This is a genomic window from Streptomyces sp. NPDC052012 (assembly GCF_040689265.1).
Taxonomy (GTDB): domain Bacteria; phylum Actinomycetota; class Actinomycetes; order Streptomycetales; family Streptomycetaceae; genus Streptomyces.
On sequence record NZ_JBFAXA010000020.1, the window covers coordinates 35,759 to 53,802 of the forward strand.

The 18,044-nt window shown below is 70.8% G+C and carries 20 protein-coding genes and 1 pseudogene; 12 read left to right on the top strand and 9 right to left on the bottom strand.

The features are described from left to right. Positions 1–30 precede the first annotated feature (30 nt). From cysS to AB0412_RS26590, 4 genes are all read right to left on the bottom strand, one after another. On the bottom strand, positions 31–1,431 hold the full coding sequence (gene cysS / locus AB0412_RS26575; RefSeq protein ID WP_366405093.1) for a cysteine--tRNA ligase: 1,401 nt from the start codon (positions 1,429–1,431) through the stop codon (positions 31–33). Positions 1,432–1,560: 129 nt separating this feature from the next. Then, entirely contained in the window at positions 1,561–2,055 is a 495-nt protein-coding gene (ispF, locus tag AB0412_RS26580) for a 2-C-methyl-D-erythritol 2,4-cyclodiphosphate synthase (protein WP_366405094.1), read from the bottom strand. Continuing rightward, positions 2,045–2,821: a 2-C-methyl-D-erythritol 4-phosphate cytidylyltransferase gene (gene ispD / locus AB0412_RS26585; RefSeq protein WP_366405095.1), complete on the bottom strand. Its 777-nt coding sequence runs from the start codon at positions 2,819–2,821 to the stop codon at positions 2,045–2,047. Before ispD ends, ispF begins: the two co-directional genes overlap by 11 nt. 326 nt (positions 2,822–3,147) lie before the next feature. Next, the gene (locus tag AB0412_RS26590) at positions 3,148–3,630 is read right to left on the bottom strand and encodes a CarD family transcriptional regulator (protein WP_003953493.1); all 483 of its coding nucleotides are present in this window, start codon (positions 3,628–3,630) and stop codon (positions 3,148–3,150) included. Positions 3,631–4,289: 659 nt separating this feature from the next. Here AB0412_RS26590 and AB0412_RS26595 point away from each other — a divergent pair. Beyond that, entirely contained in the window at positions 4,290–5,006 is a 717-nt protein-coding gene (locus AB0412_RS26595; protein ID WP_366405096.1) for a DUF461 domain-containing protein, read from the top strand. A gap of 82 nt (positions 5,007–5,088) precedes the next feature. Here the strand turns inward: AB0412_RS26595 and AB0412_RS26600 are convergent, their stop codons facing one another. Both AB0412_RS26600 and AB0412_RS26605 read right to left on the bottom strand, forming a co-directional pair. Further along, positions 5,089–5,772, bottom strand: coding sequence for a response regulator transcription factor (locus AB0412_RS26600; protein ID WP_366405097.1), 684 nt, complete (start codon positions 5,770–5,772; stop codon positions 5,089–5,091). Then, positions 5,769–7,109 (bottom strand): ATP-binding protein, encoded by a 1,341-nt coding sequence (locus tag AB0412_RS26605; protein ID WP_366405098.1) that lies wholly within the window; start codon positions 7,107–7,109, stop codon positions 5,769–5,771. The genes AB0412_RS26600 and AB0412_RS26605 overlap by 4 nt, the downstream gene beginning before the upstream one ends. A gap of 221 nt (positions 7,110–7,330) precedes the next feature. Between AB0412_RS26605 and phoU the strand changes: the two genes are divergently transcribed. The 3 genes from phoU (at position 7,331) to AB0412_RS26620 (ending at position 8,690) form a co-directional block, all read left to right on the top strand. Then, on the top strand, positions 7,331–8,011 hold the full coding sequence (gene phoU / locus AB0412_RS26610) for a phosphate signaling complex protein PhoU (protein ID WP_366405099.1): 681 nt from the start codon (positions 7,331–7,333) through the stop codon (positions 8,009–8,011). 133 nt (positions 8,012–8,144) lie between these two features. Continuing rightward, complete coding sequence (locus AB0412_RS26615) at positions 8,145–8,309, top strand: hypothetical protein (RefSeq protein ID WP_366405100.1); 165 nt, start codon at positions 8,145–8,147, stop codon at positions 8,307–8,309. A gap of 132 nt (positions 8,310–8,441) precedes the next feature. Continuing rightward, entirely contained in the window at positions 8,442–8,690 is a 249-nt protein-coding gene (locus AB0412_RS26620; protein ID WP_366405101.1) for an SCO4226 family nickel-binding protein, read from the top strand. An 18-nt stretch (positions 8,691–8,708) separates the two neighbouring features. Here AB0412_RS26620 and AB0412_RS26625 read toward each other — a convergent pair whose 3' ends face one another. Next, positions 8,709–9,974 carry an MFS transporter gene (locus tag AB0412_RS26625; RefSeq protein ID WP_366405102.1) on the bottom strand — a complete coding sequence of 422 codons (1,266 nt, stop codon included), beginning with the start codon at positions 9,972–9,974 and terminating at the stop codon, positions 8,709–8,711. 149 nt (positions 9,975–10,123) lie between these two features. On the opposite strand from AB0412_RS26625, the gene AB0412_RS26630 reads away from it, so the two are divergent. The 8 genes and pseudogenes from AB0412_RS26630 (at position 10,124) to AB0412_RS26665 (ending at position 16,961) form a co-directional block, all read left to right on the top strand. Then, positions 10,124–10,885, top strand: a complete 762-nt coding sequence (locus tag AB0412_RS26630; protein WP_366405103.1) for a phosphoglyceromutase — start codon at positions 10,124–10,126, stop codon at positions 10,883–10,885. A 218-nt stretch (positions 10,886–11,103) separates the two neighbouring features. Continuing rightward, entirely contained in the window at positions 11,104–11,772 is a 669-nt protein-coding gene (locus tag AB0412_RS26635; RefSeq protein WP_366405104.1) for a DedA family protein, read from the top strand. 92 nt (positions 11,773–11,864) lie between these two features. Then, entirely contained in the window at positions 11,865–13,037 is a 1,173-nt protein-coding gene (locus tag AB0412_RS26640) for a histidine kinase (RefSeq protein ID WP_366405105.1), read from the top strand. Continuing rightward, on the top strand, positions 13,028–13,672 hold the full coding sequence (locus AB0412_RS26645) for a response regulator transcription factor (protein WP_366405106.1): 645 nt from the start codon (positions 13,028–13,030) through the stop codon (positions 13,670–13,672). Before AB0412_RS26640 ends, AB0412_RS26645 begins: the two co-directional genes overlap by 10 nt. A gap of 374 nt (positions 13,673–14,046) precedes the next feature. Then, positions 14,047–14,884 (top strand): annotated as a pseudogene (locus tag AB0412_RS26650) (hypothetical protein). Between the two features lie 85 nt (positions 14,885–14,969). Next, positions 14,970–15,626, top strand: a complete 657-nt coding sequence (locus AB0412_RS26655; RefSeq protein WP_366405107.1) for a DUF433 domain-containing protein — start codon at positions 14,970–14,972, stop codon at positions 15,624–15,626. Then, entirely contained in the window at positions 15,616–16,002 is a 387-nt protein-coding gene (locus AB0412_RS26660; protein ID WP_366405108.1) for a toxin-antitoxin system, toxin component, PIN family protein, read from the top strand. Before AB0412_RS26655 ends, AB0412_RS26660 begins: the two co-directional genes overlap by 11 nt. Positions 16,003–16,046: 44 nt before the next feature. Then, the gene (locus AB0412_RS26665) at positions 16,047–16,961 is read left to right on the top strand and encodes a phosphorothioated DNA-binding restriction endonuclease (protein WP_366405109.1); all 915 of its coding nucleotides are present in this window, start codon (positions 16,047–16,049) and stop codon (positions 16,959–16,961) included. Here the strand turns inward: AB0412_RS26665 and AB0412_RS26670 are convergent. Both AB0412_RS26670 and AB0412_RS26675 read right to left on the bottom strand, forming a co-directional pair. After that, positions 16,944–17,579: an HAD domain-containing protein gene (locus AB0412_RS26670; protein WP_366405110.1), complete on the bottom strand. Its 636-nt coding sequence runs from the start codon at positions 17,577–17,579 to the stop codon at positions 16,944–16,946. The genes AB0412_RS26665 and AB0412_RS26670 overlap by 18 nt on opposite strands. Positions 17,580–17,591: 12 nt before the next feature. Then, the gene (locus AB0412_RS26675; RefSeq protein WP_366405111.1) at positions 17,592–18,008 is read right to left on the bottom strand and encodes a DUF2000 domain-containing protein; all 417 of its coding nucleotides are present in this window, start codon (positions 18,006–18,008) and stop codon (positions 17,592–17,594) included. Between the last annotated feature and the right edge of the window lie 36 nt (positions 18,009–18,044).

Genomic DNA, 18,044 nt, shown 5'->3' on the forward strand with positions numbered 1-18,044 from the left:
AGTGGTGGGTGCGTACGGGGTGCGTGCGGGTCAGCGCGGGCCGAGGCTCCAGCGCGGACCCTGCGGGCTGTCCTCGATGACCAGGCCGGACTGGTTCAGCTGGTCGCGGATGGCGTCCGCGGTGGGCCAGTCCTTGCGGGCGCGGGCGGCCTCGCGCTGGTCGAGGACCATACGGACGAGCGTGTCGACCACGCCGTGCAGGTCCTCGCCGCGGTCGGTCTCGCCGGCCCAGTGCGCATCGAGCGGGTCCAGGCCGAGGACGCCGAGCATGGCGCGGACCTCGGCGAGGCGGGCGACGGCCGCTTCCTTGTCGTCGGCAGCCAGCGCGCTGTTGCCCTGCCGGACGGTGGTGTGCACCACCGCCAGCGCCTGCGGCACGCCCAGGTCGTCGTCCATCGCCTCGGCGAAGGCGGGCGGCACCTGGGCGGACGGCTCGACGACTCCCCCGGCCAGCTCGGTGACGCGCTGCACGAAGCCCTCGATCCGCGCGAACGCGGACTCCGCCTCGCGCAGGGCCTCCTCGCTGTACTCGATCATCGAGCGGTAGTGGGGCGTGCCGAGGTAGTAGCGCAGCACGATGGGCCGCCAGCGCTTGACCATCTCGGAGACGAGCACCGAGTTGCCGAGCGACTTGGACATCTTCTCGCCGCTCATGGTGACCCAGGCGTTGTGCACCCAGAACCGGGCGAACTCGTCGCCGTAGGCCCTGGCCTGGGCGATCTCGTTCTCGTGGTGCGGGAAGATCAGGTCCAGGCCGCCGCCGTGGATGTCGAAGGCGCTGCCGAGGTACTTGTGCGCCATCGCCGAGCACTCCAGGTGCCAGCCGGGCCGTCCGCGTCCCCACGGGGTCTCCCAGCTGGGCTCGCCGGGCTTGGCGGCCTTCCACATGGCGAAGTCGCGGGGGTCGCGCTTGCCGGTCTCGCCCTCGCCGGAGGGCTGGAGGAGGTTGTCCAGCTCCTGGTTGGACAGCTCCAGGTACTCCGGGAAGGAGGTGACGGCGAAGTACACGTTGCCGTCGGCCTCGTAGGCGTGGCCGCGCTCGATGAGGCCGCGCATCATCTCGACCATCTCGGTGATGTGGCCGGTGGCACGCGGTTCGTAGGTCGGGGGCAGGCAGCCGAGGGCGTGGTAGCCGTCGCCGAAGGCGCGCTCGTTCTCGTAGCCGATGGCCCACCAGGGGCGGTTCTGCTCGGCCGACTTGGCGATGATCTTGTCGTCGATGTCCGTGACGTTGCGGATGAACGTCACGTCGTAGCCGCGGTAGGTGAACCAGCGGCGCATGATGTCGAAGTTCAGGCCCGAACGGATGTGGCCGATGTGGGGTGCCGCCTGCACGGTGGCACCGCAGAGGTAGATCGAGACACAGCCCGGCTTGAGCGGGGTGAAGTCACGGATCTGCCGGGCGCTGGTGTCGTACAGGCGAATAGTCACGGGACCAAGGGTAGTGGGCGTGGGGGTGTGTATGTGTCTTCGTCGGGTGCGGGCCGCGTGGGGGCTGGTCGCGCCCACGCGGCGCTGCCGCACAGTGACACAGCCCCGCGCCCCTGGAGGTGAGTACGCTCACGCCTCTCGCACGACCAGCGCTGTCGCCACTGCCATCAGGCCCTCTTCCCTCCCCGGGAAGCCCAGGCCGTCCGTGGTGGCACCCGAGACCGACACCGGTGCTCCCGCCGCCTCCGACAGGATCTTCTGCGCCTCGTCCCTCCGCCTGCCGATCTTCGGGCGGGGCCCCACCACCTGTACGGCGATGTTGCCGATACGGAAACCGGCCTCCCGGACGATCCGTGCGGCCTCCGTCAGCAGGGTCACCCCCGACGCGCCCGACCACTCCGGGCGGCCCGTACCGAAGTGCCGGCCCAGGTCGCCGAGGCCCGCGGCGGAGAAGAGGGCGTTGCAGGCGGCGTGGGCCACGACGTCCGCGTCGGAGTGGCCGGCCAGGCCGGGGCCCTCGCCCTCCCACTTCAGGCCGGCGCACCACAGGTCGCGGCCCTCCTCGAAGGCGTGGATGTCGGTGCCGATGCCGACCTGGGGCAGCGGGTACGGCTCAGAAGCCATCGTTGAGCCTCCTGCGGGCGAGGACGGCCTCCGCGAGGACCAGGTCGAGGGGGCGGGTGACCTTGAAGGCCTCCTCGTGGCCGGGGACGGTGACCACGGTCAGGCCGAGCTGCTCGACCATGCTCGCGTCGTCGGTGACGTTGTCGGTGACCGTCTCGTGGGCACGGACCAGGGTGGCCCGGTCGAAGCCCTGCGGGGTCTGCACGGCGCGCAGGCGGGAGCGGTCCGGGGTGGCGATCACGGGCTCCGGGTCACCCGGGGTCGCGGCCGGTTCGACCTGCTTGACCGTGTCGGCGAGCGGCAGCGCGGGGACGACGGCGACGGCTCCGTCGCGGACCGCCTCGATCACGGCGTCGACGGTGTCCACGGGGACGAGCGGGCGGGCCGCGTCGTGGACCAGGACGATGTCGTAGCCGGGCGGGAGCGCGTCGAGGCCGAGCCTGACCGATTCCTGGCGGGTGTCGCCGCCGGGGACGACGAGGAAGTCGGTGCGGTCGGGCAGCGCGTGGGCGTCGAGGAGGGTCTTGACCTCGGCGGCGCCGTCGGGCGGGGCCACCACGACGACCAGGGAGACGGCGCGGGAGTCGGCCATCGCGCGGATCGCGTGGATCAGCATGGGCGTGCCACCGAGGGCGCGCAGTGCCTTCGGGGCGCCGGGTCCGAGGCGCACGCCCCGGCCGGCGGCCGGGATCACGGCTGCCGTTCGGGCCGTCGTACGGCCGGGCGCGGGGCTCGGCGAGGGCGCGGGGAGCGGATCGTCAGACATCGGTTCCTGTCAGGTTTGTGTGCTCGGCCTACGTGGGTATGGCCTGGGCGTAGCCCTCGCTGTGTAGCGAGGGGAGTGCCGGGCGTGACGCCTTGACCAGCCCCTTCCGTGACTCTGGTCGAGCCGGCCCGCCCGGGCCCGGCACGCCAGGGGCGGGGCGTGAGTGATGACACATTCCCCGGCGCGGCGCAAGTGCAGCGTACGGACGCGGCGGCCGGGAGCGAACATGCCGCAGCGCCCGGCGACAGTGTGTGTCATCGGGCACCGCGGCATGATGATGCGCTGTGTGGCGAGCGCGGCGCTGAGCGAACGGGCTCCGCCTCGGGTCAGGAGGCGAGAACCTCGTCGAGCAGGGCCTCTGCCTTGTCCTCGTTGGTGTTCTCCGCGAGAGCGAGCTCGCTGACCAGGATCTGGCGCGCCTTGGCGAGCATGCGCTTCTCGCCGGCGGACAGTCCGCGCTCGCGCTCACGACGCCACAGGTCACGTACGACTTCCGCGACCTTGATGACATCGCCCGAGGCGAGCTTCTCCAGGTTTGCCTTGTAGCGACGCGACCAGTTCGTGGGCTCCTCGGCATACGGCGCGCGCAGCACCTCGAAGACCCGGTCCAGCCCGTCCTGACCGACCACATCACGCACGCCGACGAACTCCGCATTGTCCGCTGGCACACGTACCGTCAGGTCACCCTGGGCGACCTTCAGCACCAAGTAGGTCTTGTCCACGCCTTTGATCTGGCGAGTTTCGATGGCCTCGATCAGCGCGGCCCCGTGATGGGGATAGACCACGGTGTCGCCAACCTTGAACGTCATGTGACAGGTACCCCTTCCGTGGCTATCCAGGGTAACACGGATACGCCGTCTTCTGAATGGCGTTTTCGCAGGTCAGGGCCATTCTCGGGGCTTGACAAGCGCAACATGAACGTGCTGCGCAGGCGGAGCGGAAGCAGGTATTCGCAGGTCGGAGCGGCTCTCCGGGGCGAGTGAAACGCGCACGTTACACGCATCCGGAGGCTCGCACGAGCGGCCGAACATCCCCATATGTCCGGTTCCATGTGCTCGAGTTCCGCTACTCCGTTCGGTGGCCCGAGCCGCGTTCCGGCCGAATCCGGAATTGATCACAGAGCGGATCACGGGCGGATCACAGGACGGATCACACTGCGGATCACGGGGCGCGTCGAGCAGCCGCCGGTGATCCGCAGTGTGATCAATTCCGGGATCCATCCGCGCATTCTTCGGGGAAATGCGCGCGGGTTATGTGAATGCCGCAGGAGTGAGCGGGAGACGTTCGAATGACCGGGGGACATCGGTGAGGGGGGTGGGGCTTCTCGGGGGAACGCCCGGGGCTCCGGGGAGGGTCGGGTGCGGGCGCGTGGGAACGGCTCGGTAACCTAAGGCCGCTGACAGACGCTTACCGACCCTCCAGGCGGCTTCACCGGTCGCCACGCTCGAGTCAAGGAGTTGCCGCCGCCGTGAGCAGCAGCCTTCGACGCGGCGCCCTCGCCGCCGCCGCCATCGCAATCTCGATCGCCTCGCTCTCCGCGTGCGCGGCCGGCAACAACGCACAGACGCTTCAGGTCAAGCCGGACAACGCGGCCACGACCGTCGGCAACATCAAGGTCCAGAACGCCACGGTCATCACGCCGGCCGAGCGTGAGTCGACCGGCCCGGCCGTCGTCTCCGCGACGCTGTTCAACGAGGGCGACTCCCCCGAGACGCTGGAGTCGATCACCGTCGCCGGCACCGGCAAGAGCGCCGAGCTGACCCCCGCCGAGGGCGGCAGCCTGACCATCCCGCCGGGCGGCCGGCTGATCCTGGGCGGCGAGGGCAACGCCTCCGCCGTCCTGCCCGCCAGCCGTGAGGCCATCCAGGACGGCAACGCCCAGCGGGTCACCTTCACGTTCAGCAGGACCGGCGACGTGAGCCTGCGCGCGTTCGTCTTCCCGGCCGAGAACTTCTACGAGGAGTGGGGCCCGAGCGAGGAGCCGGCCGCGCCGGGCGCCTCGGCGGAGCCGTCGGCGGGAGAGTCCGAGGAGGCCGCGCAGAACCCGGGCGCCGAGGAGTCGGCCGGTGCGGGCGAGTCCGGCGGCGCCCACGAGTCCGGCGCTCCGGCGGACGGCAGCACCGACGCCCCGTCGGGCACCCCGTCCGACGCCGCGTCCGCGAGCGAGCAGGCCGCCGGCCACTGATCGTTCGTACGGCACAGCAAGAAGGGCGGGACCCCTGCACGGGGTCCCGCCCTTCCCTGTGGGCGCGTGCGCCCGGCGCTTCCTACGGCTCGAACTTGTAGCCCAGCCCCCGGACCGTCACCAGGTACCGCGGCGCGCCCGGGTCCGGTTCGATCTTCGCGCGCAGGCGCTTGACGTGGACGTCGAGGGTCTTGGTGTCGCCCACGTAGTCGGCGCCCCAGACGCGGTCGATCAGCTGCATGCGGGTGAGGACGCGGCCGGCGTTGCGCAGCAGCATCTCCAGCAGGTCGAACTCCTTCAGCGGCAGGTCGACCTTGGTGCCACCGACGGTCACCACGTGCCGGTCGACGTCCATGCGGACCGGGCCGGCCTCCAGCGCTGCGGGGGCGACCTCCTCCGGACCGTCGCCGCGGCGGCGCAGCACGGCGCGGATCCGGGCGACCAGTTCGCGGGAGGAGAAGGGCTTGGTGACGTAGTCGTCGGCCCCTATCTCCAGGCCCACCACCTTGTCGATCTCGCTGTCCTTGGCGGTCACCATGATGACGGGGACGTTGGAACGGCCGCGCAGCTGACGGCACACCTCGGTGCCCGGCAGCCCGGGCAGCATCAGGTCGAGAAGGACGAGGTCGGCGCCGTTGCGCTCGAACTCGTCGAGTCCGTCGGGCCCGGTGGTCGCGACGGCGACCTCGAAGCCCTCCTTGCGGAGCATGTACGACAGGGCGTCGGAGAAGGACTCCTCGTCCTCGACGACGAGCACTCGGGTCACGGAAGGACCTCCGGGGAGGGAAGCGTTTCGTACGCGGATGTGTCGGATGGAGGGGCAGCGTGGGGGGAAGCAGAGGAAGCGGGGGACGCGGGGGAAGAGGTAGCGGGGGGATGCGACCGGCCGGCCTCGCCGTCGAAGCCGTCGGAGGTGTCCCGGTCGGACTGCTGGTGGGTGGCGCGGTCACGCACCGCACCGGCCTCCGGCAGCCTGAGGGTGAAGGTGGAGCCCTGGCCCTCGGCGCTCCACACCGTGACCTCCCCGCCGTGCGAGGCGGCCACGTGCTTCACGATCGCGAGGCCGAGTCCCGTACCGCCGGTGGCACGGGAGCGGGCCGGGTCGACGCGGTAGAAGCGCTCGAAGATGCGCTCCTTGTCCCTGTCGGAGATACCGATGCCCTGGTCGGTCACCGCTATCTCGATCAGGTCCCCGCCCGGCTGGCTGACCCTGCGGGCCGCTATGCCGACGCGGGTGCGGGCGGGTGAGTAGTTGACGGCGTTCTCGACGAGATTGCCGAGCGCGGCGGCGAGCTGGCCGCGGTGTCCCCACACGGCCAGGTCGTCGGTGCCTCCGGAGACCATGGTGATCTGCTTGGTGCCGGCCGCGTGCCGGCAGCGGTCGACGGCCTCGGCGACCAGTTCGTCCACCCGGACCGGCTCGGCGTCCTCGAGGGGATCGTCGTTCTGCACCCGGGAGAGGTCGATGAGCTCCTGCACCAGGTTGGTGAGCCGGGTCGCCTCGATCTGCATCCGGCCGGCGAAACGCTGCACCGCCTCGGGGTCGTCGGCGGCGTCCATGACCGCCTCGGACAGCAGGGAGAGGGCACCGACGGGGGTCTTGAGCTCATGGCTGACGTTGGCGACGAAGTCCCGCCGGACCGCCTCGATCCGGCGGGCCTCGGTGAGGTCCTCGACCAGCAGCAGCACGAGCCGGGAGCCGAGCGGGGCCACCCGCGCGGAGACGGCGAGGGCCTCGCCGCGCCCGGTGCCGCGCCGCGGCAGATCCAGCTCTACCTGGCGTATCTCGCCGTCGCGCCGGGTGTCGCGGGCCATCTGCAGCATCGGCTCCACGGCGAGCTTGCCGCCGCGGACCAGCCCGAGGGCGTACGCGGCGGAGCTGGCCTTGACCACGCCGTCGGCCTCGTCGAGGACGACGGCGGAGGAGCGCAGCACGGACAGGACGGTGTCCACGCCCGGCGGAAGCACCGGGTCGGTGTGCAGAGAGCTGCGCGTGGGGCGCTTCTGCTCGCGCTCGCTGAAACGGACCGCGAGCATGGCGATGACGCCGGTGAGCACTCCGGCGATCGCTGCCGCTGCGGCGACCGCCGCGTTCACGTCCATGCATCCAGGTTAGGCACGGCTCAGGCGGTGACCACAGCCGCCGGGGGTCGTGCTCGAACACTCGTCGCCCAGAGTTCACCTTGGAGCCAGGGATGGTTCATTTGGGGTGACGGAAACGGACGCGTAAGGGACGGACCGTGGGAGCGTGGGGTTCGGGGAGTCCCCGGCAGCGAGTGAGCCCTGGCCCCTGATCCCCGAAGAGACGCACGAGAGGAAGCCTGATGCGGGACGCGTACCACGAGGAACTGGATTCGATCGGCGACGGTCTGGTGGAGATGGCCCGGCTGGTCGGGTCGGCGATCGGGCGCGCCACGACCGCCATCCTCGACTCCGATCTGAAGCTGGCCGAGAGCGTGATCGAGGCCGACCAGAAGGTCGACGAGCTCCAGCACGACCTGGAGGCCCGTGCGATAGCCCTGCTGGCCCGGCAGCAGCCGGTGGCGACCGACCTGCGGATCGTCGTCACCTCGCTGCGGATGTCGGCGGACCTGGAGCGCTCCGGCGACCTCGCCCAGCACGTGGCGAAGCTCGCCCGGCTGCGCTATCCGTCGCACGCGGTGCCGAGCGATCTGCACGCGACGATCCTGGAGATGGGCCAGCTCGCCCAGCGTCTGATGGCGAAGGCCGCGGAGGTGATCATCACCAAGGACGTCGACCTGGCGCTCCAGCTGGAGCAGGACGACGACGCGATGGACCTGCTGCACCGCACGCTGTTCCAGCACCTGATGGACGACCGCTGGAAGCACGGCATCGAGACGGCCGTCGACGTCACGCTGCTGGGCCGCTACTACGAGCGCTTCGCCGACCACGCGGTGTCGGTCGCCAAGCGCGTGGTGTACCTGGTGACGGGTGAGCACGCGGACGAGATCCAGGCGGAGATGCAGCAGGAGATCCAGGCGTAGGGCTTCCCCGGGCCTGCGGCGGGGCGGGCGTGTGGGGAGCCGGGCGGGGCGTGCGTGAGCCTCAGTGCGCCGTTGATGCGCCCGGCGGGGCGGGCGTCCAATGGGCACAGGCACCGGCCTCGAGGAGGGACCCATGTCCGATTCCCCCAGTTCCCCCAGCACGACGCCCGACCCCACCCAGGAGCGCGAGACCGAGCAGCCCGCCGAGATCAGGAACCTCACGCTGATCGCCGCCTGCGGCTGCGGCTCGGGCTGCGGCTGCGGCTGCCAGTCGGGCAACCCCTGCCAGTGCGGCTGACGGGGCAGGGCTCTCGGTACGGAGTCGGAGGACCCCGGCGGCATGAGCGCCGGGGTCCTCCGGCATGCCGGGGGCCGCGGCGAGGCCCACCATGGAGGTACGGGACGCCACGGGACGAGGAGGTGCGAGGCGATGACGCAGTTCATGGACGTCCACCACGGAATGCAGGGCATCACGGAGGAGCAGCTGAGGCAGGCGCACGCTGCCGACGTCGAGATACAGGAAGAGGAGGGAGTCCACTTCCGGCAGGCCTGGGCGGACCCGGAGTCCGGGACGATCTACTGCCTGTCCGAGGCCCCCTCCGCCGAAGCGGTCCAGCGCATCCACGAGCGGACCGGCCACAAGGCCGACGAGATCCACGCGGTGCCGCTGTCGGTGTGAGCGGGCCTGCCGAGGAACTCAGGACGCGCTGACCTCGGGTCGTACCGGCTCCTCCTTGGAGACGCCTGCCGTCGGTTCCTCCGCCGGCAGGCGCCGCATGAGCAGCCCGTACCCGAGACCGGCGATCGTGCCGATGACGGCGCACGCCGCCCACAGCCACTCGGCCCCGAAACGGTCGATGACGAAGCCCGACATCAGCGGGGCGACGAGCGCGGCGACGGACCAGGACATCGTGTACATGCCCTGGTAGCGGCCGCGTCCGTGCACCGGGGAGAGCCGTACGACGAGTCCCGTCTGGGTCGGCGCGTTGACGATCTCGGCGAGGGTCCACACGCACACGGTGAGGGCGAACACCGCGACCGATCCGGCGAAGGCGGTGAGGCCGAAGCCGTACCCGGCGAGCACCGAGGAGATCACGAGCAGCCGCCCGGGGTCGCGGTGCTGGATGAACCGGGTCACCGGGATCTGCAGGGCGACGATGAGCACACCGTTGACGGCGACGGCCATCCCGTAGTCGGCCGGGGTGAACCCGGCCTCGCCCATCGCGACCGGCAGGCCCACCGAGGCCTGCTGGAAGATCAGCGCGATGAGGAACGACAGCCCGACGACGCTCATGAACCGGCCGTCGCGCAGCACGGTGCCGAGCGAGACGGAGTTCTCCCGGGCCACGGTCTCGGCGCTGCGCACGGGCCGCGACTCGGGCAGCTTCACGAAGACGACCACGGCGCACACGAGCGTCATCGCGGCCTCGATGAGGAAGCCGGCGAGGTAGCTGTACTCGGCGATGAAGCCGGCCGCCATGGAGGAGACGGCGAAGCCGAGGTTGATGGCCCAGTAGTTGAGGGAGAAGGCGCGGATACGGTCCTCGGGCCGCACGATGTCGGCCATCATCGCCTGCACGGCGGGCCGGGAGGCGTTGGAGGCCATGCCGACGAGGAAGGCGACGGCGGCGATGGCGACGGGGTGGTGCACGAATCCGAGCGCCGCCACCGACAGGGCGGTGGCGACCTGCGCGACGAGCAGCGTCGGCCGCCGTCCGAGCCGGTCGGTCATCACGCCGGCACCGAGGGAGGAGATCACGCCGCCCAGTCCGTGCAGTGCGGCGACGAGACCGGCGTAGGTGGCGGAGTAGCCGCGGTCGAGGGTGAGGTACAGCGCCATGAAGGTGGCGACGAAGGCGCCGAGCCGGTTGACGAGGGTGCTGGTCCACAGCCACCAGAACGCCGGGGGCAGCCCCGAGACGGTCTCGCGGACCGCCCGTCTCGCACGGACGACGGCAGACATGGGACCCCCCGGATGTAAGCGGCTTCAGCGGCAGGCACAACTTACAAACCCGTCGTCCGGGCGGACCACTCAATTAGCAGATCCCGTCAACCGTCCGCCCACCGGGCAGGGCGCGCGGGCCGTGCAGGGCTTCGATTACGCTCGGCCCCATGGCCGACGCACCGTACAAGCTGATCCTCCTCCGCCACGGCGAGAGCGAGTGGAACGAGAAGAACCTGTTCACCGGCTGGGTGGACGTCAACCTCACCCCGAAGGGCGAGAAGGAGGCGACGCGCGGCGGCGAGCTGCTGAAGGACGCCGGCCTGCTCCCCGACGTGGTCCACACGTCCCTCCAGAAGCGTGCGATCCGCACCGCGCAGCTCGCCCTCGAGTCCGCCGACCGCCTCTGGATCCCGGTCCACCGCTCGTGGCGCCTGAACGAGCGTCACTACGGCGCGCTGCAGGGCAAGGACAAGGCGCAGACGCTCGCGGAGTTCGGCGAGGAGCAGTTCATGCTGTGGCGCCGCTCCTACGACACCCCGCCGCCGCCGCTCGCCCGTGACGCCGAGTACTCCCAGTTCTCCGACCCGCGCTACGCGACCCTCCCGCCGGAGCTGCGCCCGCAGACGGAGTGCCTGAAGGACGTCGTCGTCCGCATGCTCCCCTACTGGTTCGACGCCATCGTCCCCGACCTCCTCACCGGCCGCACGGTCCTGGTCGCCGCCCACGGCAACAGCCTGCGCGCCCTGGTCAAGCACCTGGACGGCATCTCGGACGCCGACATCGCGGGCCTGAACATCCCGACGGGCATCCCGCTCTCCTACGACCTGGACGCCGACTTCAAGCCCCTGAACCCCGGCGGCACCTACCTCGACCCGGAGGCGGCAGCCGCGGCGATCGAGGCCGTGAAGAACCAGGGCAAGAAGAAGTAAGGGGTATTGATCAGCCCCCTGCCTGCGGCGTGTGGCAGGCAGGGGGCTTGTCGCTGTCGCCGCAGCGACAAGCCCATGGGCCTCAAGGGCGGGGTGCGGGAAACCGCAGTGGGCTGGGGGGTGAACCTCATACCGGGGTTGAGCTGGGGTTTCTAGGCTGAAGAGGCCCGGGGCGGTTGCCCGGGGGACTGGATCGCCTCGTCTGCTTGGAGACTTCCGTGCCTCTCATCTCCTTGGCCCTGCCGCAGGAACCCGCCGACGGGATCGCGGGGTGGGCCGCCGATCTCGTCGACGCGATGGGCGGGCCCGGAGCCGGTCTGGCCGTCGCGCTGGAGAATCTGTTCCCCCCGCTGCCGAGCGAGGTGATCCTGCCGCTGACCGGGTTCGCCGCCGGGCAGGGGGTGCTCACCCTGGCCTCCGCGCTGTTCTGGACCACGCTCGGCTCGGTCGCGGGAGCGGTGCTCCTGTACTGGATCGGCATGCTCTTCGGCCGTGAACGGATGCATGCGATCTGGGCGAAGCTGCCCCTGGTGAAGGCATCCGACCTGGAGCGCACGGAGCAATGGTTCGTTAAGCACGGCACCAAGGCGGTCCTCCTCGGCCGTATGGTGCCGATCTTCCGCAGTCTGATCTCGGTCCCCGCCGGGGTGGAGCGGATGCCGCTGCCCGTGTTCGTCCTGCTGACCGGGCTCGGCAGCCTGGTCTGGAACTCCGTGCTGGTGATGGCCGGTTACTGGCTGGGGGACCAGTGGGAGACGGTGGGGGACTATGTCGGCGTGCTCTCCAAGGCGGTGCTGGCCCTGGTGGCCGCCGCCATCGTGGCGTACGTGACCGTACGGCTGCGCGGCCGCGACCGCACCGGCGCCCGGCACCGCCGTACGTCATGACCCGCCCCGCCTCCTCCCACGAGAGGGTTCCGCCTCCCCCGGCACCCGGCCGATCTTGCTCGCGGCATGGGCCCGCCCTAGGCTCGGCCCTCGTGCAGGGGGACGCCGGTGAGGACGACGCGACGACCCGGCCCCCTTCCTGGCCGCGGCGAAGTGCCGGTGTGCTCCTCGGCTGCGCGACGGCCCTGATCGGCCTCCTCTACTTCCTGCTCGCCGGCACCGCCCTCGGCCCCTTCCTGCTGTGGCCCCGCACCCGGCCCGGCGCGCTCGGCCTCCTCATGACCGGGATCCGCCGGCTGACGGTGCTGGAGCGCGCCCGGCGGTCCGCCTTCTTCGGCGACCGCTTCCCCGAGCAGTACGAGGTGTCCGACCGGAAGCTCCTGCGCTACCTGGCGGTTCGCACGGTCGCGGGGCTGGTGTGCAGTGTCGTCGTCGCCCTGCTGGCCTTCGGTGCCGTACTGGCGGTCGTACTGCTGTGGGCGATGCTCCGGGGAAGTCTGCCCTGGCACAACGTGGTGGGCCAGGTGGTCCTCGGCGGGGTCCTGCTCTTCCTCGACCTCCAGGGACTGCACGCGCTCGCCGAGCTGGACGCGCGGATCGCCCGTGAGTGCTTCGGCCCCTCCGAGCGGGAGCTGCTGCGGCGACGCGTCCTCGAACTGGCCGCCAGCCGGGCCGCGGTCGTCCAGGCCGTGGACGCCGAACGCCGGCGCATCGAACGGGACCTGCACGACGGGATCCAGCAACGGATCGTGGCGCTCGCCATGCTGCTCGGCCGCGCCCGCCGCGCGCACGGCGACACCGCACGGGCTGAGGCCCTGCTGCGCCAGGCGCACCAGGAGTCACAGGACGTCCTCGCCGAACTGCGCGAGGTGGCCTGGCGGGTCTATCCCTCGGCGCTGGACAGCCTGGGGCTCGAGGAGGCACTGAGCGGGGTGTCCGAGCGGTGCGGCATCCCCGTCCGTACGGAGTTCGACGTCGTCGGCGAACTGCCGCAACCGGTGGAGACCGCGGCGTACTTCGTGGTGTCGGAGGCCGTGACCAACGCGGCCAAGCACTCCCGGGCCACGGCCGTCGTGGTGCGGGTGGCGCTGCGTGACAGGGTGCTCGCGGTGCAGGTCCGGGACAACGGCAGGGGCGGCGCGGATCCGTCGGGCAGCGGACTGAGCGGACTGCGCAGCCGGGTGGCCGCGCTGGACGGCATCCTGCACGTCGACAGCCCCGAGGGGGGACCCACCATCGTGACCGCGGAGCTGCCATGCGCCTGATGATCGCCGAGGACTCGACCCTGCTGCGCGAGGGCGTGGTCCGGCTGCTCGTGGAGGAGGGCCACGAGGTGCTGGGCGCGTTCGGCGAGGCCGGGCCCCTGCTGGAGGAGATGGCCGCCCGGCGCCCCGATGTCGTCGTCCTCGACATCCGGATGCCTCCGACCCACACCAACGAGGGACTGCGCGCGGCCCTGGAGATCCGGGAACGGTGGCCGGAGGTCGGCGTGCTGGTGCTGTCCCAGCACATCGAGCGCAACTACGCGGCGCAGTTGCTGGCCTCCAGCGCGGAGCGGGTGGGATACCTCCTCAAGGACCGGGTCGCCCAGGTCGAGGAGTTCCTGGACGCGCTGGAACGCATCCAGGCGGGCGGCGCCGCCATCGATCCCGAGGTGGTACGGCAGTTGGTCATCCGCACGACCCACGCAGACCCCCTGGCCCGCCTCACCCCCCGCGAGCGCAGCGTCCTCGAGGTCCTGGCCCAGGGCCACACGAACACGGCGATCGCGCAGAAGCTGCACATCTCCCTGAGCGCGGTGGAGAAGAACCTCAACGCGATCTTCGACAAACTGGAGCTGTCCCACACGACGGGCTACAACCGGCGCATCCTGGCGGTGTTGAGATACCTGGAGACGTGAGGCGCCAGGCGCACGGAGAGGCGGAGCGAGGGCGAGGCAGTAGGCGATCCGTCTGGGCGTACGGCATTCATGGACACCATCAGGACTGACCGGCACCGCTTCCGAGCCCACCGGGCCCCGGTCCCCGTCCGTCCTCCCGGCCCGCCGGTTCCTCGTCCGCGAGGAGGCGGTGGACGGCTCAACTCCCAAAGAACCGGGGAAAGAACTACCCGCCCACCCACCCTCCCGACCGCATCACCCGTCCGAGTGACCGGCTTGCGGCGCTGGGATACGGACGGTTACGTTCGCCGCGACAACCGCAAACAGATACGGCCCCCGGCCGGGACTGGCATCCCGAACGAGGGCCTCACCGATCAGGAAGTAGCCCCTTCCCGATGGCTGACCCGCAGTCTAACGCGCGCCTGCGCGCCGACGCCGGAGCTCCGACCTCCGGTGTGATTCATGTACGCACCCGGCTCACCGCCGACTTCACCGTGATCTCCAACGCCCTCGCGCAACGGCGCGGCAGTGCGGTCACGATCGGCGTGGCGACGTACATCCTGTCTCTCCCGGACGGTTCGCCCGTCACCATCGCCGCCCTGTGTGAGCACTTCACCGAGGGCGAGATCCTGATCTCGCGCGCTCTCAGGGAGCTGGAGCAGGCCGGTCACCTGAAGCGCCGCCGCGAGCGGACGGCCTCAGGGCAGATCCGTACGCGCACGTTCTTCTACGACGTTCCGGCCGCGGACGCTGCCCCGGACCCGGACCCCGCGGCCGGTCGTGTGGCGTCGATGCCCGAGCCCACTGCGGAGCCTCTCCCGCCCAGGCCGGTGAGCCCGGCCCGCGCTCACCGACACCGACCCGCAAGCGGTCGCCGTGCTCGCCGCTCTGCGTCGAGTCGATCCGCGGCTCGTCCTCTCCACGGAGGAGGCCGCACGGCTGGCACCTGCCGTGGCGGAGTGGCTGGCAGCGGGTCTCGGGGCCGTCGAGATCACCGAGCGGCTCACCGCGAGGCTCCCCGACCGGCTCCGCGCTCGTTCGGCAGGCATCCTCGCCTTCCGGCTGCGTCAGACACCACTGCCCGACCCCGCCAGGTCAGCGCCCGACGAACGTCGCCCTGCCACCGTCCTGCCCTTTCAGACCTGCGACGGCTGCGACCGCGCCTTCCGCGCACGGGAACCAGGGCGTTGCCGTGACTGCCGCTGCCAGGAACCCTTCCTTGCGGCCGGCTGAAACCCGGACCGGGTGTGCGGGGGACCCTTGGGTGGGAGGCTTGATGTGCCACGATGCGAGGTCCGGCGCGAGGAGGAGGTGGGGCATGGTCGACAGGTTCAAGGACGGGCTTCTGACACCCACGGAGACCGCCTCCTACCTGGAGATTCCGCAGTCGACCCTCACCTCCTGGCTGAAGGGCACAGCTGCTGGAGCTCCGTTGGTCCACCAGGTGGAGCCCGTGCGGAAGGGGCAGCCCTCCGTGCCGTTCATCGCGGTGGCAGAGGCGCACGTCCTGCGTTCTCTGCGCTCTCTCGGCCTGCGCATGAGCGAGATCAGAGAGGCGGCCGCCGCCGTACGGGACGCCTTCGACACGCCCTACGGTCTCGTCTCGAAGCGCATCGCCACGGACGGTGTGGACATCTTCATCGAGCACGGTTGGGGAGATCTCCGCAGGGCCCGCGACGGCCAGGTACCCATCAGGGAAGTGGTCTCCGACTATCTCCGCTTCCTCACCTGGGAGCCGGGCGACGATTTCCCTTCAAGTCTGCGGCTACGGCAGTACCCGGACGCGGTTCCCGTGGTGATCGACCCACGATTCGGTCACGGTCTGCCCGTGGTCGCCGCCAACCGGGTCCCGGTCAAGGCCATCACCGATCTGTGGGAAGCCGGGGAGACCGTCGAGGACATCGCCTACGACTACGACATGACGCCTGAGCAAGTGGACGCGCTCTGCCGGGCAGTGGTGCACCTTGCCGCATGAGTTCTTCCTGGACCGGAATCTGGGGCGACGTGTCGCCGAGGGGCTGAGAGCCTGTGGGTGGACGGTCCATCGCATCGGAGACGTCTTCCCCGAAGACGGGCAGGACGTCCCCGACGAGGAATGGATCACGCACGGTCTCGATCGGTCCTGGGTCCCGCTCTCCAAAGACGGACGGATCAAGACCCGGGATGTAGAGATCCGGCCCGTTCTGGAGCGGGAGGCAGTGCTGTTCTACCTCGACAACCAGCAGCTTCGCAGTGCCGAGATGGTCGAAAGGCTCGTCGCCCGGCGTGATGCCATTCACCGGGCTGTCGAGAAGGGTGGGCCCGCGGCTTATGCCGTGCGGCATGACCGTATCGAGTGCACCTGGCCCTGACGCACAGCCTGAGGGGTCGTCCTGCGTCGATACCATCGCCCGTCATGGACTGGGTCAGGCGTGCGGCGGAGTTGAGGCAGTGGAGCCGGAGTGGGGTTCGGGCTCCACACAAACCGTTGCTTCTCCTGTATGCCCTGGGGCGGTTTCAGCGGGACGGCGAAGGCGCGTTGGTGTACAGCGCGGTGGAGGACGATCTCAAGCGGTTGCTGGCCGAGTACGGTCCGAGCGGGCCCACTACGCCCGCCTATCCGTTCCACCACCTGGTCAGTGACGGGGTGTGGGAAGTGCGGAGCGATCGCGGCCCCGGTAGTCCGGGTACCGGGATACGGGAGTTGCGCGCGACCCGTGCAGCCGGGCGGCTCGCGCCGGATCTGCGGGCGGCGTTGCGGAGGGAACCGGATCTGCTCGGACGTATGGCACGTGCCGTGCTCGACGCGAACTTCCCGCCTTCGCTCCACCCCGACCTGTGCGAAGCCGTCGGGCTGGCTTTGGAGCCGTTGGAGGTCGAGCAGTTCTCGGGCACTCGGCGGCAGCAGCGGGACCGTCGGATGCGTGAGCTGGTGCTCACCGCCTACGAGTACCGGTGCGCCTTCTGTGGCTACGACGGACGGATCGGCGCGGTGCCCGTCGGGCTGGAGGCGGCGCATGTGCGCTGGTGGGCGTTCGGCGGACCGGACGAGGTCGACAACGGGCTGTGCCTCTGCTCACTGCACCACAAGCTGTTCGACAAGGGCGTCCTCGGTGTCGGCGAAGGTCACCGCATAGTCGTCTCGCAGCAGTTCGTCGGGCACAGTGATGCCGCCCGGGCGCATGTGCTCTCGCTCTCCGGGCGTCCGATCGTCGGGCCTCAGCCGGGTGCCCGGCCCGTCGCCGCGGCTCACCGCACCTGGCATGCCACGCAGGTCTTCCACGGCGAGCCTCGCCCGGCCGGCACGGGCCCGTCATCGGCAGCCGTGTAGGCGCAGCCACTCCCCCATCGTTGCGAAGTCCTCCTCCGTCACACCGCGCGCCGGGTCCACCCGCAGCAGCAGGGTCGGGGCCGGGTGGGCCGCGGTCGTCCAGGTGCGGTCCGTCTCGGTGATCTCGTCGTCCAGCCAGATGAACGGGCGGTGGCCCGCCCACTCCGACAGCGAGTGGGTCTTCCAGTGCACGCCGCGGGGGACGGGGGCCGTTGCCTCCGGGAAGTCGATCACCGGGAGGGGCGGGAGGCCCAGCAGCGGGGCGATGGTGGTGTTCGCCTCGTCGGACCAGGTCGTCGCCCAGACCAGGACGCAGTCCAGGGCGAGGAGGCGGGGGCCGAGGGCCGGGTCGAGGCGGTGGAGGAGGGGGTTGTCCCCGCCGGCTCGGGTGCCGCCGTTGGCCAGGGGGTTGTCCCCGCCGGCTCGGGTGCCGCCGTTGGCCAGGAGTTTGCCCCCGTCGGCTCGGTTGCCGCCGTTGGCCGGGGGTTTGGCCCCGTCGGCTCGGTTGCCGCTGTTGTCTCCGTTGGCCCCGTCGCCCGCGTCCGCAGCGTCCCGCGTCGGCTCGCCGAAGGGCAGGAGCGGGCCGTCCACGTCCAGGAAGAGGAGGGGGCGGGGCATGGCCTCAGGGTCTCACGGGTGCATGCGGGCGCCCTTGAGGATCTTGTCCACCGCGTTCCTCGGGCCGTAGACCGCGAGGCCCACCAGGTCCAGGTCCGCCGTCCCCACCGCCCGTACCGCCGCGCGGTTGTCGGTGTCGTTGCCCGTCGCGAACAGGTCGCTCGTGAAGACCGCCCGGGGCAGGGCGCGGGACAGGGCCTTGCCGTGGGCCGCCGTCAGGGTCTCCTTCGGGCCCTCGAAGACCAGCACCGGCTGGCGGAACATCGGCAGGTAGGGGACGCCGTCCGCGTCCTCGTACGGTTCGCCGATCACCTCGGGGAGCTGGGTGCCGAGGCCGCTGACCAGGAACGCGGTGACGTTCAGACGCTGCCAGGTCTCCAGGTCCTCGCGCAGCAGGACGGCGATCTTCGTGTCGAAGCGTGTGCTCATGGCAGCGAGACTGCCGGTCCGGTCCCGCGCGCGTCT